This is a genomic window from Streptomyces plumbidurans, from assembly GCF_019857225.1.
GTDB classification, from domain to species: Bacteria; Actinomycetota; Actinomycetes; order Streptomycetales; family Streptomycetaceae; genus Streptomyces; species Streptomyces plumbidurans.
This window is the reverse complement of record NZ_JAFJSY010000023.1, coordinates 34,848-50,883: the sequence shown is the minus strand read 5'-3', so window position 1 is coordinate 50,883 and position 16,036 is coordinate 34,848. Positions and strand designations below refer to the sequence as shown.

Annotated in this window: 16 protein-coding genes; 12 read left to right on the top strand and 4 right to left on the bottom strand. The window is 73.1% G+C overall.

What is annotated here, in order from left to right; all coding sequences use genetic code 11:
• Positions 1-117 precede the first annotated feature (117 nt).
• The 6 genes from JYK17_RS17155 to JYK17_RS17130 all read left to right on the top strand — a co-directional run bounded on the left by JYK17_RS17155 (position 118) and on the right by JYK17_RS17130 (position 6,042).
• Positions 118-1,176, top strand: coding sequence for a sigma factor-like helix-turn-helix DNA-binding protein (locus tag JYK17_RS17155; protein WP_222810670.1), 1,059 nt, complete (start codon positions 118-120; stop codon positions 1,174-1,176).
• Entirely contained in the window at positions 1,173-2,786 is a 1,614-nt protein-coding gene (locus JYK17_RS17150; RefSeq protein WP_222810669.1) for a transglycosylase domain-containing protein, read from the top strand. Before JYK17_RS17155 ends, JYK17_RS17150 begins: the two co-directional genes overlap by 4 nt.
• A 125-nt stretch (positions 2,787-2,911) precedes the next feature.
• Positions 2,912-3,595: a DedA family protein gene (locus JYK17_RS17145; protein WP_222810668.1), complete on the top strand. Its 684-nt coding sequence runs from the start codon at positions 2,912-2,914 to the stop codon at positions 3,593-3,595.
• A gap of 143 nt (positions 3,596-3,738) precedes the next feature.
• Positions 3,739-5,214 (top strand): DNA-3-methyladenine glycosylase 2 family protein, encoded by a 1,476-nt coding sequence (locus tag JYK17_RS17140; protein ID WP_222810667.1) that lies wholly within the window; start codon positions 3,739-3,741, stop codon positions 5,212-5,214.
• A gap of 20 nt (positions 5,215-5,234) precedes the next feature.
• Positions 5,235-5,717 (top strand): methylated-DNA--[protein]-cysteine S-methyltransferase, encoded by a 483-nt coding sequence (locus tag JYK17_RS17135; RefSeq protein ID WP_128804395.1) that lies wholly within the window; start codon positions 5,235-5,237, stop codon positions 5,715-5,717.
• 112 nt (positions 5,718-5,829) lie between these two features.
• Positions 5,830-6,042 (top strand): DUF4287 domain-containing protein, encoded by a 213-nt coding sequence (locus JYK17_RS17130; RefSeq protein WP_108006447.1) that lies wholly within the window; start codon positions 5,830-5,832, stop codon positions 6,040-6,042.
• Here JYK17_RS17130 and JYK17_RS17125 read toward each other — a convergent pair.
• Complete coding sequence (locus JYK17_RS17125) at positions 6,039-6,776, bottom strand: SIR2 family NAD-dependent protein deacylase (protein WP_222810666.1); 738 nt, start codon at positions 6,774-6,776, stop codon at positions 6,039-6,041. The two genes, JYK17_RS17130 and JYK17_RS17125, sit on opposite strands and share 4 nt — an antisense overlap.
• 86 nt (positions 6,777-6,862) lie before the next feature.
• Between JYK17_RS17125 and JYK17_RS17120 the strand changes: the two genes are divergently transcribed.
• The gene (locus tag JYK17_RS17120; protein ID WP_222810665.1) at positions 6,863-7,123 is read left to right on the top strand and encodes a hypothetical protein; all 261 of its coding nucleotides are present in this window, start codon (positions 6,863-6,865) and stop codon (positions 7,121-7,123) included.
• Between the two features lie 3 nt (positions 7,124-7,126).
• Here JYK17_RS17120 and JYK17_RS17115 read toward each other — a convergent pair whose 3' ends face one another.
• Both JYK17_RS17115 and JYK17_RS17110 read right to left on the bottom strand, forming a co-directional pair.
• Positions 7,127-7,621 (bottom strand): NUDIX domain-containing protein, encoded by a 495-nt coding sequence (locus JYK17_RS17115; RefSeq protein WP_108006441.1) that lies wholly within the window; start codon positions 7,619-7,621, stop codon positions 7,127-7,129.
• A 134-nt stretch (positions 7,622-7,755) separates the two neighbouring features.
• Positions 7,756-8,829, bottom strand: a complete 1,074-nt coding sequence (locus tag JYK17_RS17110; protein WP_222810664.1) for an ADP-ribosylglycohydrolase family protein — start codon at positions 8,827-8,829, stop codon at positions 7,756-7,758.
• A 237-nt stretch (positions 8,830-9,066) separates the two neighbouring features.
• On the opposite strand from JYK17_RS17110, the gene JYK17_RS17105 reads away from it, so the two are divergent.
• Positions 9,067-10,185, top strand: a complete 1,119-nt coding sequence (locus JYK17_RS17105) for a glycerate kinase (RefSeq protein ID WP_222810765.1) — start codon at positions 9,067-9,069, stop codon at positions 10,183-10,185.
• An 844-nt stretch (positions 10,186-11,029) separates the two neighbouring features.
• On the opposite strand, the gene JYK17_RS17100 is transcribed toward JYK17_RS17105, so the two are convergent.
• A complete protein-coding gene (locus JYK17_RS17100; protein ID WP_108006435.1) occupies positions 11,030-12,226 on the bottom strand; it encodes a PucR family transcriptional regulator in 1,197 nt (398 codons plus the stop codon).
• Between the two features lie 181 nt (positions 12,227-12,407).
• Here JYK17_RS17100 and JYK17_RS17095 point away from each other — a divergent pair, with 181 nt between their 5' ends.
• Genes JYK17_RS17095 through JYK17_RS17080 form a run of 4 tightly spaced genes read left to right on the top strand, consistent with a single transcriptional unit; the run spans position 12,408 to position 16,024 of the window.
• The gene (locus JYK17_RS17095) at positions 12,408-13,208 is read left to right on the top strand and encodes an ABC transporter ATP-binding protein (protein ID WP_108006433.1); all 801 of its coding nucleotides are present in this window, start codon (positions 12,408-12,410) and stop codon (positions 13,206-13,208) included.
• Positions 13,209-13,213: 5 nt separating this feature from the next.
• Positions 13,214-14,008 (top strand): ABC transporter ATP-binding protein, encoded by a 795-nt coding sequence (locus JYK17_RS17090; RefSeq protein ID WP_108007454.1) that lies wholly within the window; start codon positions 13,214-13,216, stop codon positions 14,006-14,008.
• Positions 14,005-14,895, top strand: coding sequence for a branched-chain amino acid ABC transporter permease (locus JYK17_RS17085; protein WP_108006431.1), 891 nt, complete (start codon positions 14,005-14,007; stop codon positions 14,893-14,895). Before JYK17_RS17090 ends, JYK17_RS17085 begins: the two co-directional genes overlap by 4 nt.
• Before the next feature lies 1 nt (position 14,896).
• The gene (locus JYK17_RS17080; protein ID WP_372465156.1) at positions 14,897-16,024 is read left to right on the top strand and encodes a branched-chain amino acid ABC transporter permease; all 1,128 of its coding nucleotides are present in this window, start codon (positions 14,897-14,899) and stop codon (positions 16,022-16,024) included.
• Positions 16,025-16,036 lie beyond the last annotated feature (12 nt).

Sequence of the window (16,036 nt, the reverse complement as noted above, 5' to 3'; positions counted from 1 at the left end):
CTTGTACAGGAAGACGGCACACCGGGGCCCGAGGCTCCCTTTCTTGGACGTTGTCGCCTCCTCGGCTGCTCGACCTGCCTGTACGGCCCGAGTTTCCGAGCCGAAGGAACCCCCCACGTGCCACCGACCCCCGCCGTACCCCCCACCGGCCACGACTTCGCCACGTACGCCCGGACACACTGGTCCGGTCTGACGGCGACCGCGCGGCTGCTCACCGACGAGCCCGGTGCAGCAGACGAGTTGGCGCGCAGAACGCTGGAGCGGATGTGCGCGCAGTGGCGACGTGTGCCGTGTGACGACGTCGACTTCCATGTACGGCGCTGTCTCGTGCGCGGCCATCTGCGCCGGCTGCGGGGGCGCCGGTCGGCGCGCCGCCGGGCCGTTCTGGTGCTGCGTGTCTGGGAGGGCCGCACGGATGCCGAGATCGCGCAGCTGCTGGGGTGCTCGGTGGGCGCGGTGCGGGCCCACGCCCGGCGGGGCCTGGAAGCGGCCGGGGGCGACGTCGGGCGACTGCGGGAGCAATACGCCCGTGCCGTGGGGGAGTTGACGCCGTCCGAGGTGCCGTTGGCCGACGTCCGGGCACGCGGGCGCAGACAACGCCGGCGCCGAGTCGCCGTGACCGGGGCCGGCTGCGCGGTACTGCTGACGGCGGTCGCCTTCCTGGCCGACGGCCTGGTCCGGGGCGGCGGTTCGGGCACGGAGGACTCTGCGGGCGGCGCGCCTGCGGCGACCAGTCCTGTGCGGGTCGTCGCTCCCGGCGAGCGGGTGACCACCGGGCCGGGGGTGCGGGTGTGGCTGACGGCCGACGGCGGCCACTGGTCGGGACACTCCGTGATCGAGGGGCACAGGAGCAGCGACGAGCCGCTCGACGACAGGCCTGGAGTCACGCTGCGTGTTGACAGCGTGAAGGGCGGCTTCCTCCTTTCGGGCCTCTACTACGGCTTGCGCGGTGAGCCGGGACGCGTCTCGGTGCGCACCGGTGACCGGGCGACCACGGCGAAGGTCCTGGTCCTGGCGGGTGATCCGGGCTGGGGCATCTGGTACGCGAGCGCTCCGGTGCCCTTCAAGGACGCGAAGGCGGTCCTGTCCGCCCGCCCGGACGAGCGGATCGTCACGGTGTACGACACCTCCGGCAAGGCCGTCGCGCGCTCGGCCCGCGACGGGGGGCTGATATGAAGCGGCCCCGGCACCGCGAACGCCTGCCGCTGCGGATCCGGTTCCGGCGCACCAGGGGCCGGCGACTGCGGCTGCTGGGGTACGCCTTCCTCGCCCTGATCGCGACGCTGTGTACGGCGGTCGTCGTGGCGTACCGGTTCACGCCCATTCCGAAGCCGCACCCCGAGACGGTCACCCAGAGCACCGTGTTCCTCGACTCGGGCGGCGCCTATCTGGGCAGGCGCGGACCCGTGGACCGGCAGGACGTCGACCTCGCCACGGTCCCGCGGCCCGTGCAGGACGCGGTGATCGCCGCGGAGAACCGCTCCTTCCGCACGGACAAGGGAATCTCACCGAAGGCCATCGCGCGGGCCACGCTGGCGGCGTTGACCGGCGGCGAGCCGCAGGGCGGCTCCACCATCACCCAGCAGTACGTGAAGAACGCGTTGCTCAGCCCGGAGCACTCGCTGTCCCGCAAGGCGCGCGAGGCACTGGTCGCGATCAAGCTGGACCGCACCCGCAGCAAGGACGAGATCCTCCAGGGCTATCTGAACACCGTGTACTTCGGCCGGGGCGCCGCCGGGATCCATTCCGCGGCGCGCAACTACTTCGGCGTGGACGCGAAGGACCTGACGATCGCCCAGGGCGCGGCCCTGGCGTCCATCATCAACATCCCGTCGTACTACGAGAAGGCGGGCTCCGACCCGAAGGTGACCGCGAAGCTGCTCCGCCGCTGGGAGTGGGTGCTCGACGCGATGGTCGCGAGCGGGAGCATCACGGCGAAGCAGCGGGCCGCGGCGCGCTTCCCGGCGTTCCGGTTCTATCCGCCGGGCGAGACCGACGGGCAGCGGCAGTATCTGATCGACGTCGCCGCGAAGGAGGCCGCCGACCGGCTCGGCATCACCGAGGACCAGCTCGCGAGGGGCGGCTACAGCGTGACCACCACCTTCGACCTGACCTCGCAGGACAGGGCCGCGCAACTGATCCAGGACGACCCTCCCGCGGCCCAGGGCGTCCGGTTGCACACCGCCGTCGTGGGCGTGGTGCCCGGCGACGGAGCGGTGCGGGTGCTGTACGGGGGCTCGGACTACGCGCACCGGCCGTTCAACGACGCGGTGAGCGGGGCGGTGGAGGCGGGGACGGCCATGGGGCCCGTCGGCAAGCTGAGCACGGCCGAACCCCTGCGCGCGTTGCTGAGGACGGCGGCACCGACCCCGCTGCACCTGGCGTCGGCGTATGCGGCGCTGGCGGACGGCCGGTACGCCATCCCCTACACCGTCGCACGCATCACGCGGGCGGGCCGCACCGTCTACCGAGCGCATGCGGAGGTACAGCGTGTACCCGGCGGAAGGGGGACGGCTCTCGCCGGCGCGAAGGAGGTCTTCGTCACCGCGGGGGCGGGAGGCGGGAACACGCGGCGCACCGTGTGGGCGACCGGATACGACAGCCGACTCGCACTGACCGTCGCGCTGTTCGCGGACCGGGCGGGCAGCAGGAAGGGCACGACGGTGCCGGCGCAGCTGCCGAACGACCCGTCGCCGACCGCCTTCGCCCAGAGCGTGGCCGCGGGGATCCGGTCGGCGTTCGACCGTGGGGCAGAGGGTTCGGCATCGCCGGTTCCACGCTCCTGACCCGTACCGGACCGGTGCCGCCCGGACATGGGAACACTCCTCGGCTCTCATTCGTCTACAGTTCGGTGGGCGGTCTACGTGACTGTAGTCGCGCGGAGCGGGCCCCGCCTCGCCCGCTTCCCGGTATGAGAGGGGTCGTCTCCGTGGCAGCTGCCCATCTGGCCGTCACCCAGGCGGTGAACGTCCTGGACGCGGGATCCCTGCTGTCCGCGTTCGGCGCGCTCGGCGTCGCCGTCGTGATGTTCGCCGAGACCGGCCTGCTGGTCGGCTTCTTCCTGCCCGGCGACTCCCTGCTGTTCACCGCCGGACTGCTGTGCGCCGGGGACTCCGACAGGTCGGTGCATCTCTCGCTGTGGCAGGTACTGGTGGCCGCCGTGGCCGGTGCCCTGCTCGGCGCCCAGACGGGGTACTGGCTCGGGCGCCGCGGCGGCCGCCCCCTGCTGGCGCGCAGCAGATCGAAGAAGCTGCACGAGGGCGCGGCACGCGCGGAGGAACTCCTCGAGCGCTACGGACACGCCAAGGCCGTGGTCCTGGCTCGCTTCGTACCGATCGTGCGCACCGTGCTGAACCCCCTGGCCGGAGTGCTCGAGGTGCCGGTGCGGGTCTTCACCGTGTGGCAGGTGGCGGGCGGTGTGGTGTGGACCGTCGGTCTGACACTGGGCGGCTACGCTCTCGGCTCCTCGGTGCCGAACGTCGACCGCTATCTGCTGCCCCTGGTCGCACTCGTCGTCCTCGTCTCCCTGACCCCGATCGCCCTGGAGGCGCGCCGCGCGCGTGCCCGCCGCGCCTCCGACGGGACCACCCCCTGACGGCCACGCGCACGCCGTGACCGCGCCGACCACCTGAGCATGTGCGCCGTGATCCGGGCCGGTCCAGCGCACGCGAGGACGATGTCGGATTCTCGCCAGCCCGCACCCGTCCCGTCGCCCATGCTGGACGTATGCAGAACGGGATGCACACCGACCAAGAGCGCTGTGTGCGCGCCGTCCGGTCCAAGGACGCGCGCTTCGACGGCTGGTTCTTCACGGCGGTCCTGACGACCCGCATCTACTGCCGGCCCAGCTGCCCGGTCGTACCGCCCAAGACCGAGAACATGACCTTCTACCCGAGCGCCGCCGCCTGCCAGCAGGCCGGCTTCCGGGCCTGCAAGCGCTGCCGCCCCGACACCAGCCCGGGCTCCCCGGAGTGGAACCGGCGCGCCGACCTCGTGGCCCGGGCGATGCGGCTGATCGCTGACGGTGTCGTCGACCGCGACGGCGTGCCCGGACTCGCCGCCCGGCTCGGCTACAGCACCCGCCAGGTGGAGCGCCAGCTGCTGGCCGAGCTGGGCGCGGGACCGCTCGCGCTGGCCCGCGCCCAACGCGCCCAGACCGCCCGCCTGTTGATCGAGACGACGACCCTCCCGATGGCGGAGATCGCCTTCGCCGCAGGCTTCTCCTCGATCCGCACCTTCAACGACACCGTGCGCGAGGTCTACGCCCTGGCCCCGAGCGAACTACGGGCCCGGTTGCCGAAGAAGAGCGCACCGGCAGCAGCCACCCCGGGCACGCTCACGCTCCGGCTGCCCTTCCGCACTCCGCTGAACCCCGACAACCTCTTCGGCCACCTCGCCGCCACCGCCGTACCTGGGGTGGAGGAGTGGCGCGACGGGGCCTACCGCCGCACGCTCCGCCTGCCCTACGGCCACGGCATCGTGACTCTGGCCCCCGAGCCCGACCACATCGCCTGCCGCCTCACCCTCGGCGATCTGCGCGACCTGACCGTGGCCATCAGCCGTTGCCGGCGCATGCTCGACCTGGACGCCGACCCGGTCGCCATCGACGACCAGCTCCGCACGGACCCACTGCTCGCCCCGCTGGTCGACAAGGCCCCGGGGCGGCGCGTCCCGCGCACGGTCGACGAGGCCGAGTTCGCCGTACGGGCCGTGCTCGGCCAGCAGGTCTCCACGGCCGCGGCCCGCACCCACGCCGCCCGACTGGTCACGGCGCACGGAGACCCGGTGGACGACCCCGAGGGCGGCCTCACCCACGTCTTCCCGACCCCCGAGGCGCTCGCCGCCGTCGATCCCGACTCCCTGGCGATGCCGCGCACCCGGCGCACCACCTTCACCACCCTCGTCGGTCAACTCGCCGACGGCAGCATCCACTTGGGTCCCGAGAGCGACTGGCCCGAGACTCGTGCCCGGCTGCTTGCCCTCCCCGGCTTCGGGCCCTGGACGGTCGACGTCATCGCCATGCGCGCCCTCGGCGACCCCGACGCCTTCCTCCCCACCGACCTCGGCATCCGCCGCGCCGCCAAGGAGCTGGGCCTGCCGTCCACCCCGGCGGCCCTCACCGCCCGCGCGGCGGCCTGGCGCCCCTGGCGGGCGTACGCGGTCCAGTACCTGTGGGCGACCGACAACCACCCGATCAACTTCCTTCCGGTATAGGGACGTTCACCATGAGCCCGGTGAAGCAGCACACCGTGATCGACAGTCCGTACGGCCTCCTCACCCTCGTCGCCGACGACGGCGTGCTGAGCGGCCTCTACATGACCGAACAGCGCCACCGTCCGCCCGAGGAGACGTTCGGCGAACCCGACGAGCGGCCGTTCGCCGAGGCCGAGGAACAGCTGACGGCTTATTTCGCCGGGGAGTTGAAGGAGTTCACCCTCGAACTCCGCCTGAACGGAACCCCCTTCCAGCGCACCGTCTGGGACCAGCTGCGCCGCATCCCCTACGGCGAGACCCGCTCCTACGGCGAACTCGCCGACGCCCTCGGCAAACCGTCCGCCTCCCGCGCCGTGGGCCTCGCCAACGGCAGGAACCCGATCGGCATCATCGTCCCCTGCCACCGCGTCGTCGGCGCCAACGGCAGCCTCACCGGCTACGGCGGCGGCCTGGAGCGCAAGCAGCGCCTGCTGGACTTCGAGAGGGGGAGTTCCCTCTTCTGACCGCCACCTCTGGCTGTGACGCGGTACACATGCGCGGCCCGATGAGATCGACCGTGACCGCAGGTCATAGAGGCGACAGCACCGCCACGAACGAACAGAGGGAACGGCAGACATGACCGACACCGTCAAGGGCCCCGCGAGCTACTTCCCCTCCATCGAGAAGAAGTACGGGCGCCCGATAGCCGAGTGGAAGGAACTCATCCGTTCTTCGCCGCTGACCAAGCACAGGGAACTCGTGAACTGGCTCAAGACCGAACACGGCCTGGGCCACGGCCACGCCAACGCCCTCGTCGCCCACACCCTCGCCGAGGGACGCGGCGACTAGCCGGCCGATTCCGTGCTCAGCCCGCGCAGCAGCCGGGGCAGTGCCGTGCCGATGGGCTCGCGCACGACCTCGTCCGCGAGCTCGTCGTACGGCGTCGGCTCGGCGTTGACGATGATCAGGCGCGCCCCGTGGTCGGCGGCGACGCCCGCGAGACCGGCGGCGGGCTGGACCTGGAGGCTGCTGCCGACGGCGATGAAGACCTGGCAGGCCTTGGTGACGGCGACCGCCTCGCCGAGCACCACGGGGTCGAGCCGCTCGCCGAACATGACGGTCGCCGACTTGAGGATGCCGCCGCACTCCCGGCAGGCGGGGTCGGCCTCCCCGGCGTCGACCCGGGCCAGCGCCTCCTCCATCGACCCGCGCGCACGGCACCCGGTGCACACCACGCTCCGCGCGCTGCCGTGCAGTTCGAGCACCTTGCGGGCGGGCAGGCCGGCGAGCTGGTGCAGCCCGTCCACATTCTGCGTGATGACCCGCACCGGTACGCCGGACCGCTCCAGCTCGGCGACGGCGCGGTGCGCGGCGTTCGGCTCGGCCTGCAGCGTCCGGTTCTCGCGGCGCATCAGCCATGACCGCCGCCGGATGTCCGGGTCGCTCATGTAGTACTCGTACGTCACGAGCTTCTCGGCCTCGGGATCCTTGCGCCACAGGCCGTTCGGGCCGCGGTAGTCGGGGATACCGGAGTCCGTCGAGATACCGGCGCCGCTGAGAAGGGCGACGAGAGGCCTGTTCATGGGGCGAGCCTACGGTCGCGTCCCCGCTCGGAGCCAAGGAGTTTCGGTGGGCGTGACCTGGCCATCCCGGCGTCGTTGGCCAGGCCATGAAGAAGATCGGCGCCCTCGCTGCGCTCACCATGGTCGGCCTCACGCTCGCCGCGCCCGCCCACGCCGACGACGGCAATCACGGGCGTATCAACATCGGGGGCAGGACGCTGACCCCCGACGCCCTCTGCAAGGACGCCCTGACGCTCGTGCCGGTGGCCGCGCCGTGGACCGCCCAGTCGGTGGACGACGCCTGCAACGACCGCGACCACAGCGAGATCCACCACGGGCACATCGGCCGGGACGAGGCACCGCGGTAGGCGTCAGCCCACCCGGCGGCCGTTCTCCAGCTCCGCCGTGCCCGAGCCCTCCGCCAGGACGTCCAGCGCCACCATGACGCGCCGGGCGAGGGTGCCGTGCAGATGGTCGGCGAGCCGGTCACGCTCCACCAGACGCCAGGACAGCAGCTCCTCCTCCTGCAGACGGATCGCCTTGAGGTCGTCCGCGGTGAGCACTCCGCCGTCGTAGAGATACGCCACCAGCGGCGGCCAGCCCGCGCGGTAGACCCAGTCCACGGCGAGCAGCCGCCCCAGTTCGACGTCGAGCCCGATCTCCTCCAGCGTCTCGCGGTGCGCGCCCTGGCGCGGGGTCTCCCCGCCGTCGGACTCGATCGTGCCGCCCGGAAGGGCCCAGCCCTCGCGGTAGTTGGGCTCGACGAGCAGCACCCGGCCCTCCGCGTCGCGGAAGAGGGCGGCGGCACCGGAGAGGATCCGGGGGAGGCCCGCGATGTACGCGGCGAATTCTTCAGAGCTGGTCATCCAGGAAGGGTAACCAGGAAGGGTAACCAGGACGGGTGAGCAGGACGGGTGAGCAGGACGGGGGTGACCAGCTCCCCGGCGCCGCTGCCTCCCCCATCCATGCGCGGCCGTCCGTCCTCTCCGTCCGGCACCCGTCAGCCGTCCACCTCAGTCAGCCGGCGGGTCCGTTCCGCCAGCTCGCTGATCCGCACCCCGTCGAAGCCGAACACAGCGCTGCGGACGGTGTCCTCCAGCGGCTCCTTCCACTGCGCCGGGATGGCGTCCGCTCCGGTCAGCACTCCGGCCACCGAACCGGCCGTCGCCCCGTTGGAGTCGGTGTCGAGGCCGCCGCGGACGGTGAGGGTGATGGTGCGGGTGAAGTCGCCGTCGCCGTAGAGGAGGCCCGCGGTGAGGACGGCCGCGTTCGGGATGGTGTGGATCCAGCCGAGCCCGGCGGTCTCCTCGGAGACCGTCGTCAGCGTGTCCTCCCAGGTCATCCGGGTGTCATGGAGGGAGACGACCCGTCTCACGGTGCGCGCGAGGCGGCTGCTCGCCGGGACGACGGCCAGTGCCTGGTCCACCGCGTGCCGCACGGTGGGCGCCGTGAACGCCGCCGAGACCAGCGCGGCCGCCCACATCGCGCCGTAGACGCCGTTGCCGGTGTGCGACAGCACCGCGTCCCGGCGGGCCAGCTGGGCGGCACGGCGCGGGGCGCCCGGGCGGGTCCAGCCGTAGATGTCGGCGCGGATCAGGGCGCCGATCCACTCCTGGTACGGGTTTTCGTACGTGGCCGTCAGCGGCGGTTTGAGCCCATTGGCGAGATTGCGGTACGTGGCCCGCTCGGCCGTGAAGGTCTGCAGGTACGGTAGCCGCAGCAGCCACAGTTCGCCGACCTGCTCGGTGCTGAAGGCGAAGCCGTGGGTCTCCAGCAGGTCCAGGCCGAGGATCGCGTAGTCGACGTCGTCGTCGCGGCAGCTGCCGTGGATGCGGCCGCGTACGCACTGGCGCCACTCGGGGCGCAGCTCGAAGCCGTCGCTCTCGACGGCCGGTTCGGGGAGGTAGTCGGTCAGCGGCAGGGCGGCGGCCTGCCGCAGGTAGCGGTCGATGCGCTCACGTGTCCACAGGTCGCCCTGCTCGACCGGTTTGCCGAGCATGTTGCCCGCGATCCGGCCGAGCCAGCCCCCGAGGATGCGGTCGGCGAGCTCTGGCTCAGTGCCCACAGGGGTCATAGCTGATGGTCTACCCACTTACGGGGCGCCTGCCCGCGCCTGGGTGAGGGAGCATGGGCGAGTCACGGGTCGGCACACAGGAGGCTCCGAGCCCCGTCCCACGGGCCGGGCGGTGCATGACGGCGGGGGCGTCCTGCGGTTAAGGTCGCAGCGGCGCGACTGGCCCCGACGTGCGCGGGGCCCGGAGAGCAAGGGGAAGACAAGGTGGCGGACGCTGCAGGCAGGAGCGCCCAGAGGGTGCTCATCGCCGCGGACAAGTTCAAGGGGTCGCTGACGGCCGTGCAGGTCGCCGAGCGCGTGACGGCGGGTCTGCGCCGGGTCGTGCCGACCGTTCAGGTGGAGGCGCTGCCCGTCGCCGACGGCGGTGACGGAACCGTGGACGCGGCGGTCGCGGCCGGGTTCGAGCGGCGCGAGGTGCGTGTCGCCGGACCGCTCGGGGACGAGGTGACGGCGGCGTTCGCCCTGCGCGGCGGCACGGCGGTCGTGGAGATGGCGGAGTCGAGCGGGCTGCAGCGGCTGCCCGCGGGCGTCTTCGCACCGCTCACGGCGTCCACGTACGGCGCGGGAGAACTGCTGAGAGCCGCCCTGGACGCGGGCGCCCGGAGCATCGTCTTCGGAGTGGGCGGCAGCGCGACCACCGACGGCGGCGCCGGGATGCTGTCCGCACTCGGCGCCCGGTTCCTGGACGCGGACGGGGAACCGGTGGCTCCGGGCGGCGGCGGTCTGAGCGGGCTGGCGTCCGCCGACCTGTCCGGCCTCGACCCGCGCCTCGGCTCCGTCGAGCTGGTGCTCGCGAGCGACGTCGACAACCCGCTGACCGGACCGAAGGGCGCGCCCGCCGTCTACGGCCCGCAGAAGGGCGCCTCCCCGGACGACGTGGAGACCCTGGACGCCGCCCTCGCGCACTACGCCAAGGTGCTGGAGGAAGCGGTCGGGGCGAAGGCGGCGGAGTACGCGGCCTCCCCGGGCGCGGGCGCGGCCGGCGGCATCGGCTACGGCGCCCTGCTCCTCGGCGCCCGCTTCCGCCCCGGCATCGAGGTCATGCTCGAGGTCCTCGGCTTCGCGCCCGCGCTGGAGTGGGCGGACCTGGTGATCACCGGCGAGGGCTCCCTCGACGAGCAGACCCTGCACGGCAAGGCCCCCGCAGGCGTCGCCGCCGCCGCCCGCGCCGCGAACAAGGAGGTCGTCGCCGTATGCGGCCGCCTCGCCCTGGCGCCCGAAGCACTGGGCCGCGCAGGCATCCGCCGCGTCTACCCCCTCACGGACACCGAGCCGGACGTGGCCAAGTGCATCGCCGAGGCGGGCCCCATCCTGGAACGGGTCGCCGAGCGCGTCGCCGGGGATTTCCTGACCTGAGCCTGCCGTTCCACCGGGCCCGGGCCGGACACGCAGGGCATGCCTCGGCTGTCGCCGGGGCCGGTCCGGTCGGGCGGGGTGTGCTGTGGTGGTCGTCGGACCCGGTCCGTCACGTGGGGTGTGCTGTGGTGGTCGTCGGGCCCGGTCCGGTCACGCGGGTTGTGCTGTGGTGGTCGTCGGACCCGGGCCGGTCACGCGGTGTGCCTTGGCGGGCATCGGGCTCGGACCGGCCCGGTGGGGTGTGCCTTGGCGGTTGTCGGGTGCGGTCCGGTCACGTAAGGCGGGCCTTGGCAGTCGTCGGATCCGATCACGCGGGTTGTGCGGTGGCGGTCGTCGGACCGGTCCGGCCACGCGGGTTGTGCTGTGGCGGGCGCTGGGCTCGGTCCGGTCAGGTGGGGCGGGCCTTGGCAGTCGTCGGATCCGGTCACGCGGCGTGTGCTGTGGCGGGCGTCGGGCTCGGGCCGCGGCCCGGTGGGGTGTGCCTTGGCGGGCGCTGGGCTGGGCCGGTCAGGCGGGGTGTGCCTTGGCGGTCGTCGGATCCGGGCCGTTCACGCGGCGTGCCTTGGTGGTCGTCGGACCTGGGCCGGTCAGGCAGGGCGCCCTCGCAGCTGTCGGAGTCAAGCCGGTCACGCGGGGGCGTGCCCCGGCAGGCTTCGGCCCCGGGCCGGTAGCCCGCGTGGTCGCGGCAACTATTGGACGTGGGCCGGTCGCGCACGCGATCTCGGCTGCGTGGGCGACCGGCGCCGGTCGACCGCCCCGTCTCGGCTCCGGTTAACCGGCGCGGGTCGCACCCGCGCCCCGGCACCCGTCGGACCTGCCTGGGTACCACCGGACCGGGCGCCCCTCACCCCCGTGCCCCCGACAACCTGTACGCATCCAGGGCCAGCGTCATCTCGATGAGGTCCCGGGGGCGGGCCAGGGAGCGGGACGTCAGCTGTTCCAGGCGGCGCAGCCGGTTGAAGACCGTGTTGCGGTGGCAGTACAGCCGTCCCGCGGCGCGGCCCGCCGAGCCCTCGCAGCCCAGCCATACGTCGAGGGTCTCCAGGAGGACCGCCCGGTCGGCGGGCTCCAGTTCCAGCAACCCGCCGAACACGTCCGCCACCAGACGGTCCGCCAGCTCGGGCTGGCTGACCACGAGCGCGGTCGGCATGCGCTGGTCCAGGCGTACGACCGTGTTCGCGTCCGGTGGGCAGGTGCGCAGGGCGAGTTCGGCCAGCCGTCGGGCCCGGCCCAGCTCGGCGAGCCCCGGCACCACCGGGCTGATGCCGCCCGGCCCCGCGCACCGCCCGTCCAGCACCCGCGCCACCTCGTCCAGGCTCTGGCCCGGCCCCAGCGCGACGACCCCGACCTCGCAGTCCGCCCGCATCCGCCAGATGAAGCCGAACCCGGCCCCCCGCACGGGCCGCTCCCACGCCTCCCGCCGCCCGGCCCGGAGCACCACCACCGCGTACGGCCCGTGCTCCGGCAGATCGAGGCCCGCTGCCGCCCGGGCGGCCAGTCCGGGCGTCGCCTGCCCCTCCAGCAGCGCGTCGAGCAGCGCCTGCAACTGCTCGTCCGTGCGCCGCCGCAGTTCCGCCTCCGTGGCCCGGTACGCCTCCGAGGCCGCCTGGGTCTGCGCGTCCACCGCGGACCACACCATCGTCGTCGAGCGCATCAGCGCCGCGAGCCGCTCCGGCTCGCGCCCCGACGCCCCTTCCACGAGCGCGTCCCACAGCAGATAGCCGGCGTTGCGGTAGGCGTGCACGAGGAGGTCGAGCGGCAGTCCCTGCCGGGCCCTGCGCCGTCCCGCGTCCTCGGCGCGCTCCAGGTCGCGGCGCGGCGAGTCCCGGGGCGCGGCGAGCGTCTCGATCCCGACCCGCATCGCCTCCTCCGCCTCCCGCCACTGCTGGTCGTACGGGAGCACCTGCCCGTAGACGGGGGAGTACTCGATGAGCTGCCGGACATGTTCGTCGACAAGTTCCGGCAGCCGTTCCAGCAGGGCCTCGCAGGCCTCCGCCAGCAGCTTCCAGTCATGACCGGTCCGCGGTCGGCGCCCTCCCATGGCCGGAGCATGCCACCGGGACACGGTCGCGCACAGGCCCCTGACACGCGGTGTTGTGCACGCGCACAACGTCCGGCGGGGCGCGCTGGGCGTCGGCAGCGATTCGGCCGTACGGCGTGGACGCGCGCCCCCGCCGGTGCTGGGGTGAGCGCCACACCGGGCGAGAGCGAGGGGGGAGTCCATGGGCGGATCCGGGCTGGTCGTCGACGATCTTTCGGTCGGATACGGACCCGTGCGGGCACTGCGACGCGTGTCCCTTCACGTGCCCGAAGGGGCCGTGGTGACGGTGCTCGGCGCGAACGGCGCGGGCAAGTCGACCCTGCTGCGGGCCATCAGCCGCACGCTGTCCTTCCACGGCGGCGCGGTCGTCGGGGGCACGGTGAGCCTGGGCGGTCGCCGCCTCGACACCTTGCCGCCGGACCGGGTGGTCGCCGCCGGGGTGTCCCAAGTGCCGGAGGGGCGGCAGGTGTTCGCCCGGATGACGGTCGCCGACAACCTGGCCGCGGGCGCACTCGGCAGCCCCCGCTCGCGGCGCGCGGCCGCTCTGCACCGCGTCCACGAACTCTTCCCGGTGCTCGCCGAACGCGCCCGGCAGCGCGCCGGTCTGCTCTCCGGCGGCGAGCAGCAGATGCTCGCCGTCGCCCGCGCCCTGATGGCCGCCCCCGCGGTCCTCCTCCTGGACGAGCCCTCCCTCGGCCTCGCCCCGCTGATGGCCGAGCGGATCGCCGAGACCGTGAAGGAGATCAACGACCAGGGCACCTCGGTCCTCCTCGTCGAACAGAACGCGGCACTCGCCCTGCGCCTGGCCGAGCGGGCGTACGTCCTCGAAGTCGGCGAGGTGACCCTGTCCGGACCCGCCGCAGAGCTGGCCGCCTCGGACGAGGTGCGCCGCCGCTACCTGGGCGTGGTCGACGAGGACGCGGCGGCGGACGCGGCAGAGGCCGGCGCCGGCACACGGACGCTGACGCGGTGGCAGGGGTGAGCGGCGTGACGGAGACCCCCGGCGCACGGACCACGACAGAGACGTTGGAAGTACGGCACCTCACCGTCCGCTTCGCCGGGCTCACCGCACTCGACGACGTCGGCTTCACCGTCCGCCCCGGCACCGTGCACGCCCTCATCGGGCCCAACGGCGCCGGGAAGTCCACCTGCTTCAACGTGCTGTCCGGTGTCTACCGGGCCACCGCGGGCAGCGTCCGCTTCGGCGGGCACGAGCTGACCCGGATGCCTGCGCACCGCATCGCCGGTCTCGGTGTCGCCCGTATCTTCCAGAACCTCGCGCTGCCGCCGCACGCCACCGTGGCCGACAGCCTGCTCCTCGGCCGGTACCGGCTGACCCGCACCGGCTTCCTGGCCGCCGGGCTGCGGCTGCCCTCGGCGGCGCGCGAGGAGCGGCTGCACCGGGCGCGGGTGCGGGAGATCGCCGAGTTCGTCGGCATCGACGACTGCCTCGACGCGCCCGCGGGCTCCCTGCCGTACGGACAGCAGAAGCTCGCCGAACTCGCCCGCGCGCTGTGCATGGAACCGCGTCTGCTGCTCCTCGACGAGCCGGTCGCGGGCATGACCGCCGACGAACGGCGCCGCACCGCCGCCGTCATCGCGGGCGTCCGCGACGGCCTCGGCATCTCGATCGTGCTGGTGGAGCACGACATGGGGGTGGTGATGCGGCTCGCGGACGCGGTGACCGTCCTGGACTTCGGGCGCCGCATCGCCGACGGCCCTCCCGCCGACGTACAGAACGACCCGGAAGTCGTCCGCGCGTACCTGGGAGCGGGAGCATGAGCACCTTCGCCGAGATCCTCCTCAACGGACTGTCCCTGGGCTCCGTCTACGCGCTCATCGCGCTCGGGTTCGTGGTGATCTTCCGGGCCACCGAGGTCGTCAACTTCGCCCATGCCTCGCTGCTGCTCGCGGGCGGATACATCACCGCCGTCCTGCACGACGACATCGGCTTCTGGCCCGCCCTCGTGGCCGGGATCGCGGGTGCGGCGCTGGTGGGCGCCGCCGTGGAGTTCGTGGTCATACGGCGTTACCGGGGCAGTGACCACAGCGTCCTGGCCATCGTCACCATCGGCGTCGACATCCTGCTCACCACCGAACTGACGCGCCGTATCGGCACGGACGTCCTCACGCTCGGCGATCCCTGGGGCGACGCCGTCGTCAGCGTCGGGCCGATCTCGCTCGCGCAGACCCGGATCGCCGCGTTCGTGACGGCGGCCCTGCTCATCACCGCGTTCCTGCTGGTCTTCCGCTACACCTCGTGGGGCGTGGCGATGCGCGCCGCCGCCGAGAGTGCGGAGACGGCGGCGCTGATGGGCGTACGGCTGGGGCGGGTGTCGCTCGGGGCCTGGGCGGTGGCGGGCGGTCTCGCCGCCGTGGCCGCGCTGTTCCTCACGGTCTTCCCGACCCCGGGCCTGGAACGGGCCACCTCGCTGGCCGCGCTCAAGGCGTTCCCGGCGGCCATCCTCGGCGGCCTCGACTCCACGACGGGCGCCCTCGTCGGCGGCCTTTTGGTCGGCGTCACGGAGTCCCTGGCCACCGGATACCAGAGCGATCTGACCTTCCTGGGACGCGGCCTCGGCGACCTGGCGCCCTACCTCGTCATGGTCGCCGTCCTGCTCATCCGCCCCGCGGGGCTGTTCGGCACGAAGGAGCTCGCCCGTGTCTGAGGTGCTGCACCGTGACGAGGCGCGCGAGAGGGCTCCCCGGTCCGGCCTCCATCGGATCCGGCTCGTCCGACCGCGTGTTTGGGCGTGGGCCGTCGCCGTCGTCCTTCTCCTCGCGTTCCCGTTCTACCTGGACCGCTTCTGGCTGGAGGCCGGGCTGTTCGCGATGGCCGCCGCGATCGGTGCCATCGGCATCAATCTCCTCACCGGGGCGACGGGCCAGCTCTCCATGGGACACGCCTTCTTCCTCGCCGTCGGCGCCTACGGCTACTGCGTCCTCGCCGCGGACGGCGGCGACGGCCTGACCGGGCTCGGCCTGCCGACCTGGCTCGCGGCCGTGCTCGCCGTACTGGTCGCGGGCCTCGCGGGCGGACTGTTCAGCCCCATCTCGGGCCGGCTCAGCGGCGCCTACCTGGGCATCGCCACCCTCGCCCTGGTCTTCATCGGCCAGCACATCATGTTCAACGCCCACGACCTGACCGGCGGCGCCAACGGCCGCGACGTACCCCCGCTGAGCCTGTTCGGCCTCACCTTCGACGACCGTGAAATCGACGTCGCCGCCGTGCCGTTCGGCTCCGCCGAGAAGCTCTGGTACGCCGGTCTCGTCCTGCTCGCGGCCTGCGCGCTGTTCGCCCGCGGGGTGCTGCGCGGCCGTCCCGGGCGGGCCATGAACGCCATCCGCGACCACCGCATCGCGGCCGGCGTGCTCGGGGTCCCGGTGGCCCGCCACCGCGCCGCGGTCTTCGTGCTGTCGTCGATGTACGCGGGCCTCGCGGGCGTCCTGCTCGCGCTGGTGTTCCAGCGGACGGTGCCCGACTACTTCGGCATCACGCTGTCCCTGGACTACCTCGCCATGATCGTCATCGGCGGACTCGGCTCGGTCTCCGGAGCGGTGGCCGGGGCCGCCTTCGTCTCCCTGCTGCCGCAGGTGCTGACCCGCTACAGCGACACACTGCCCCTCGTCTCCGCGCCGGGCACGGACGGCATCGCCCCGGGCGAGGCGGCCCGCTACCTCTACGGCGCCGCCGTCGTCCTGGTGGTGCTGTTCCTGCCGGGCGGCCTGACCGGGGCGGTCGTACGGCGTCGAGCCAGAACCCGATCAGCACGGACCCACCCAGGGGAGGAACGATGAACCGAACGAACA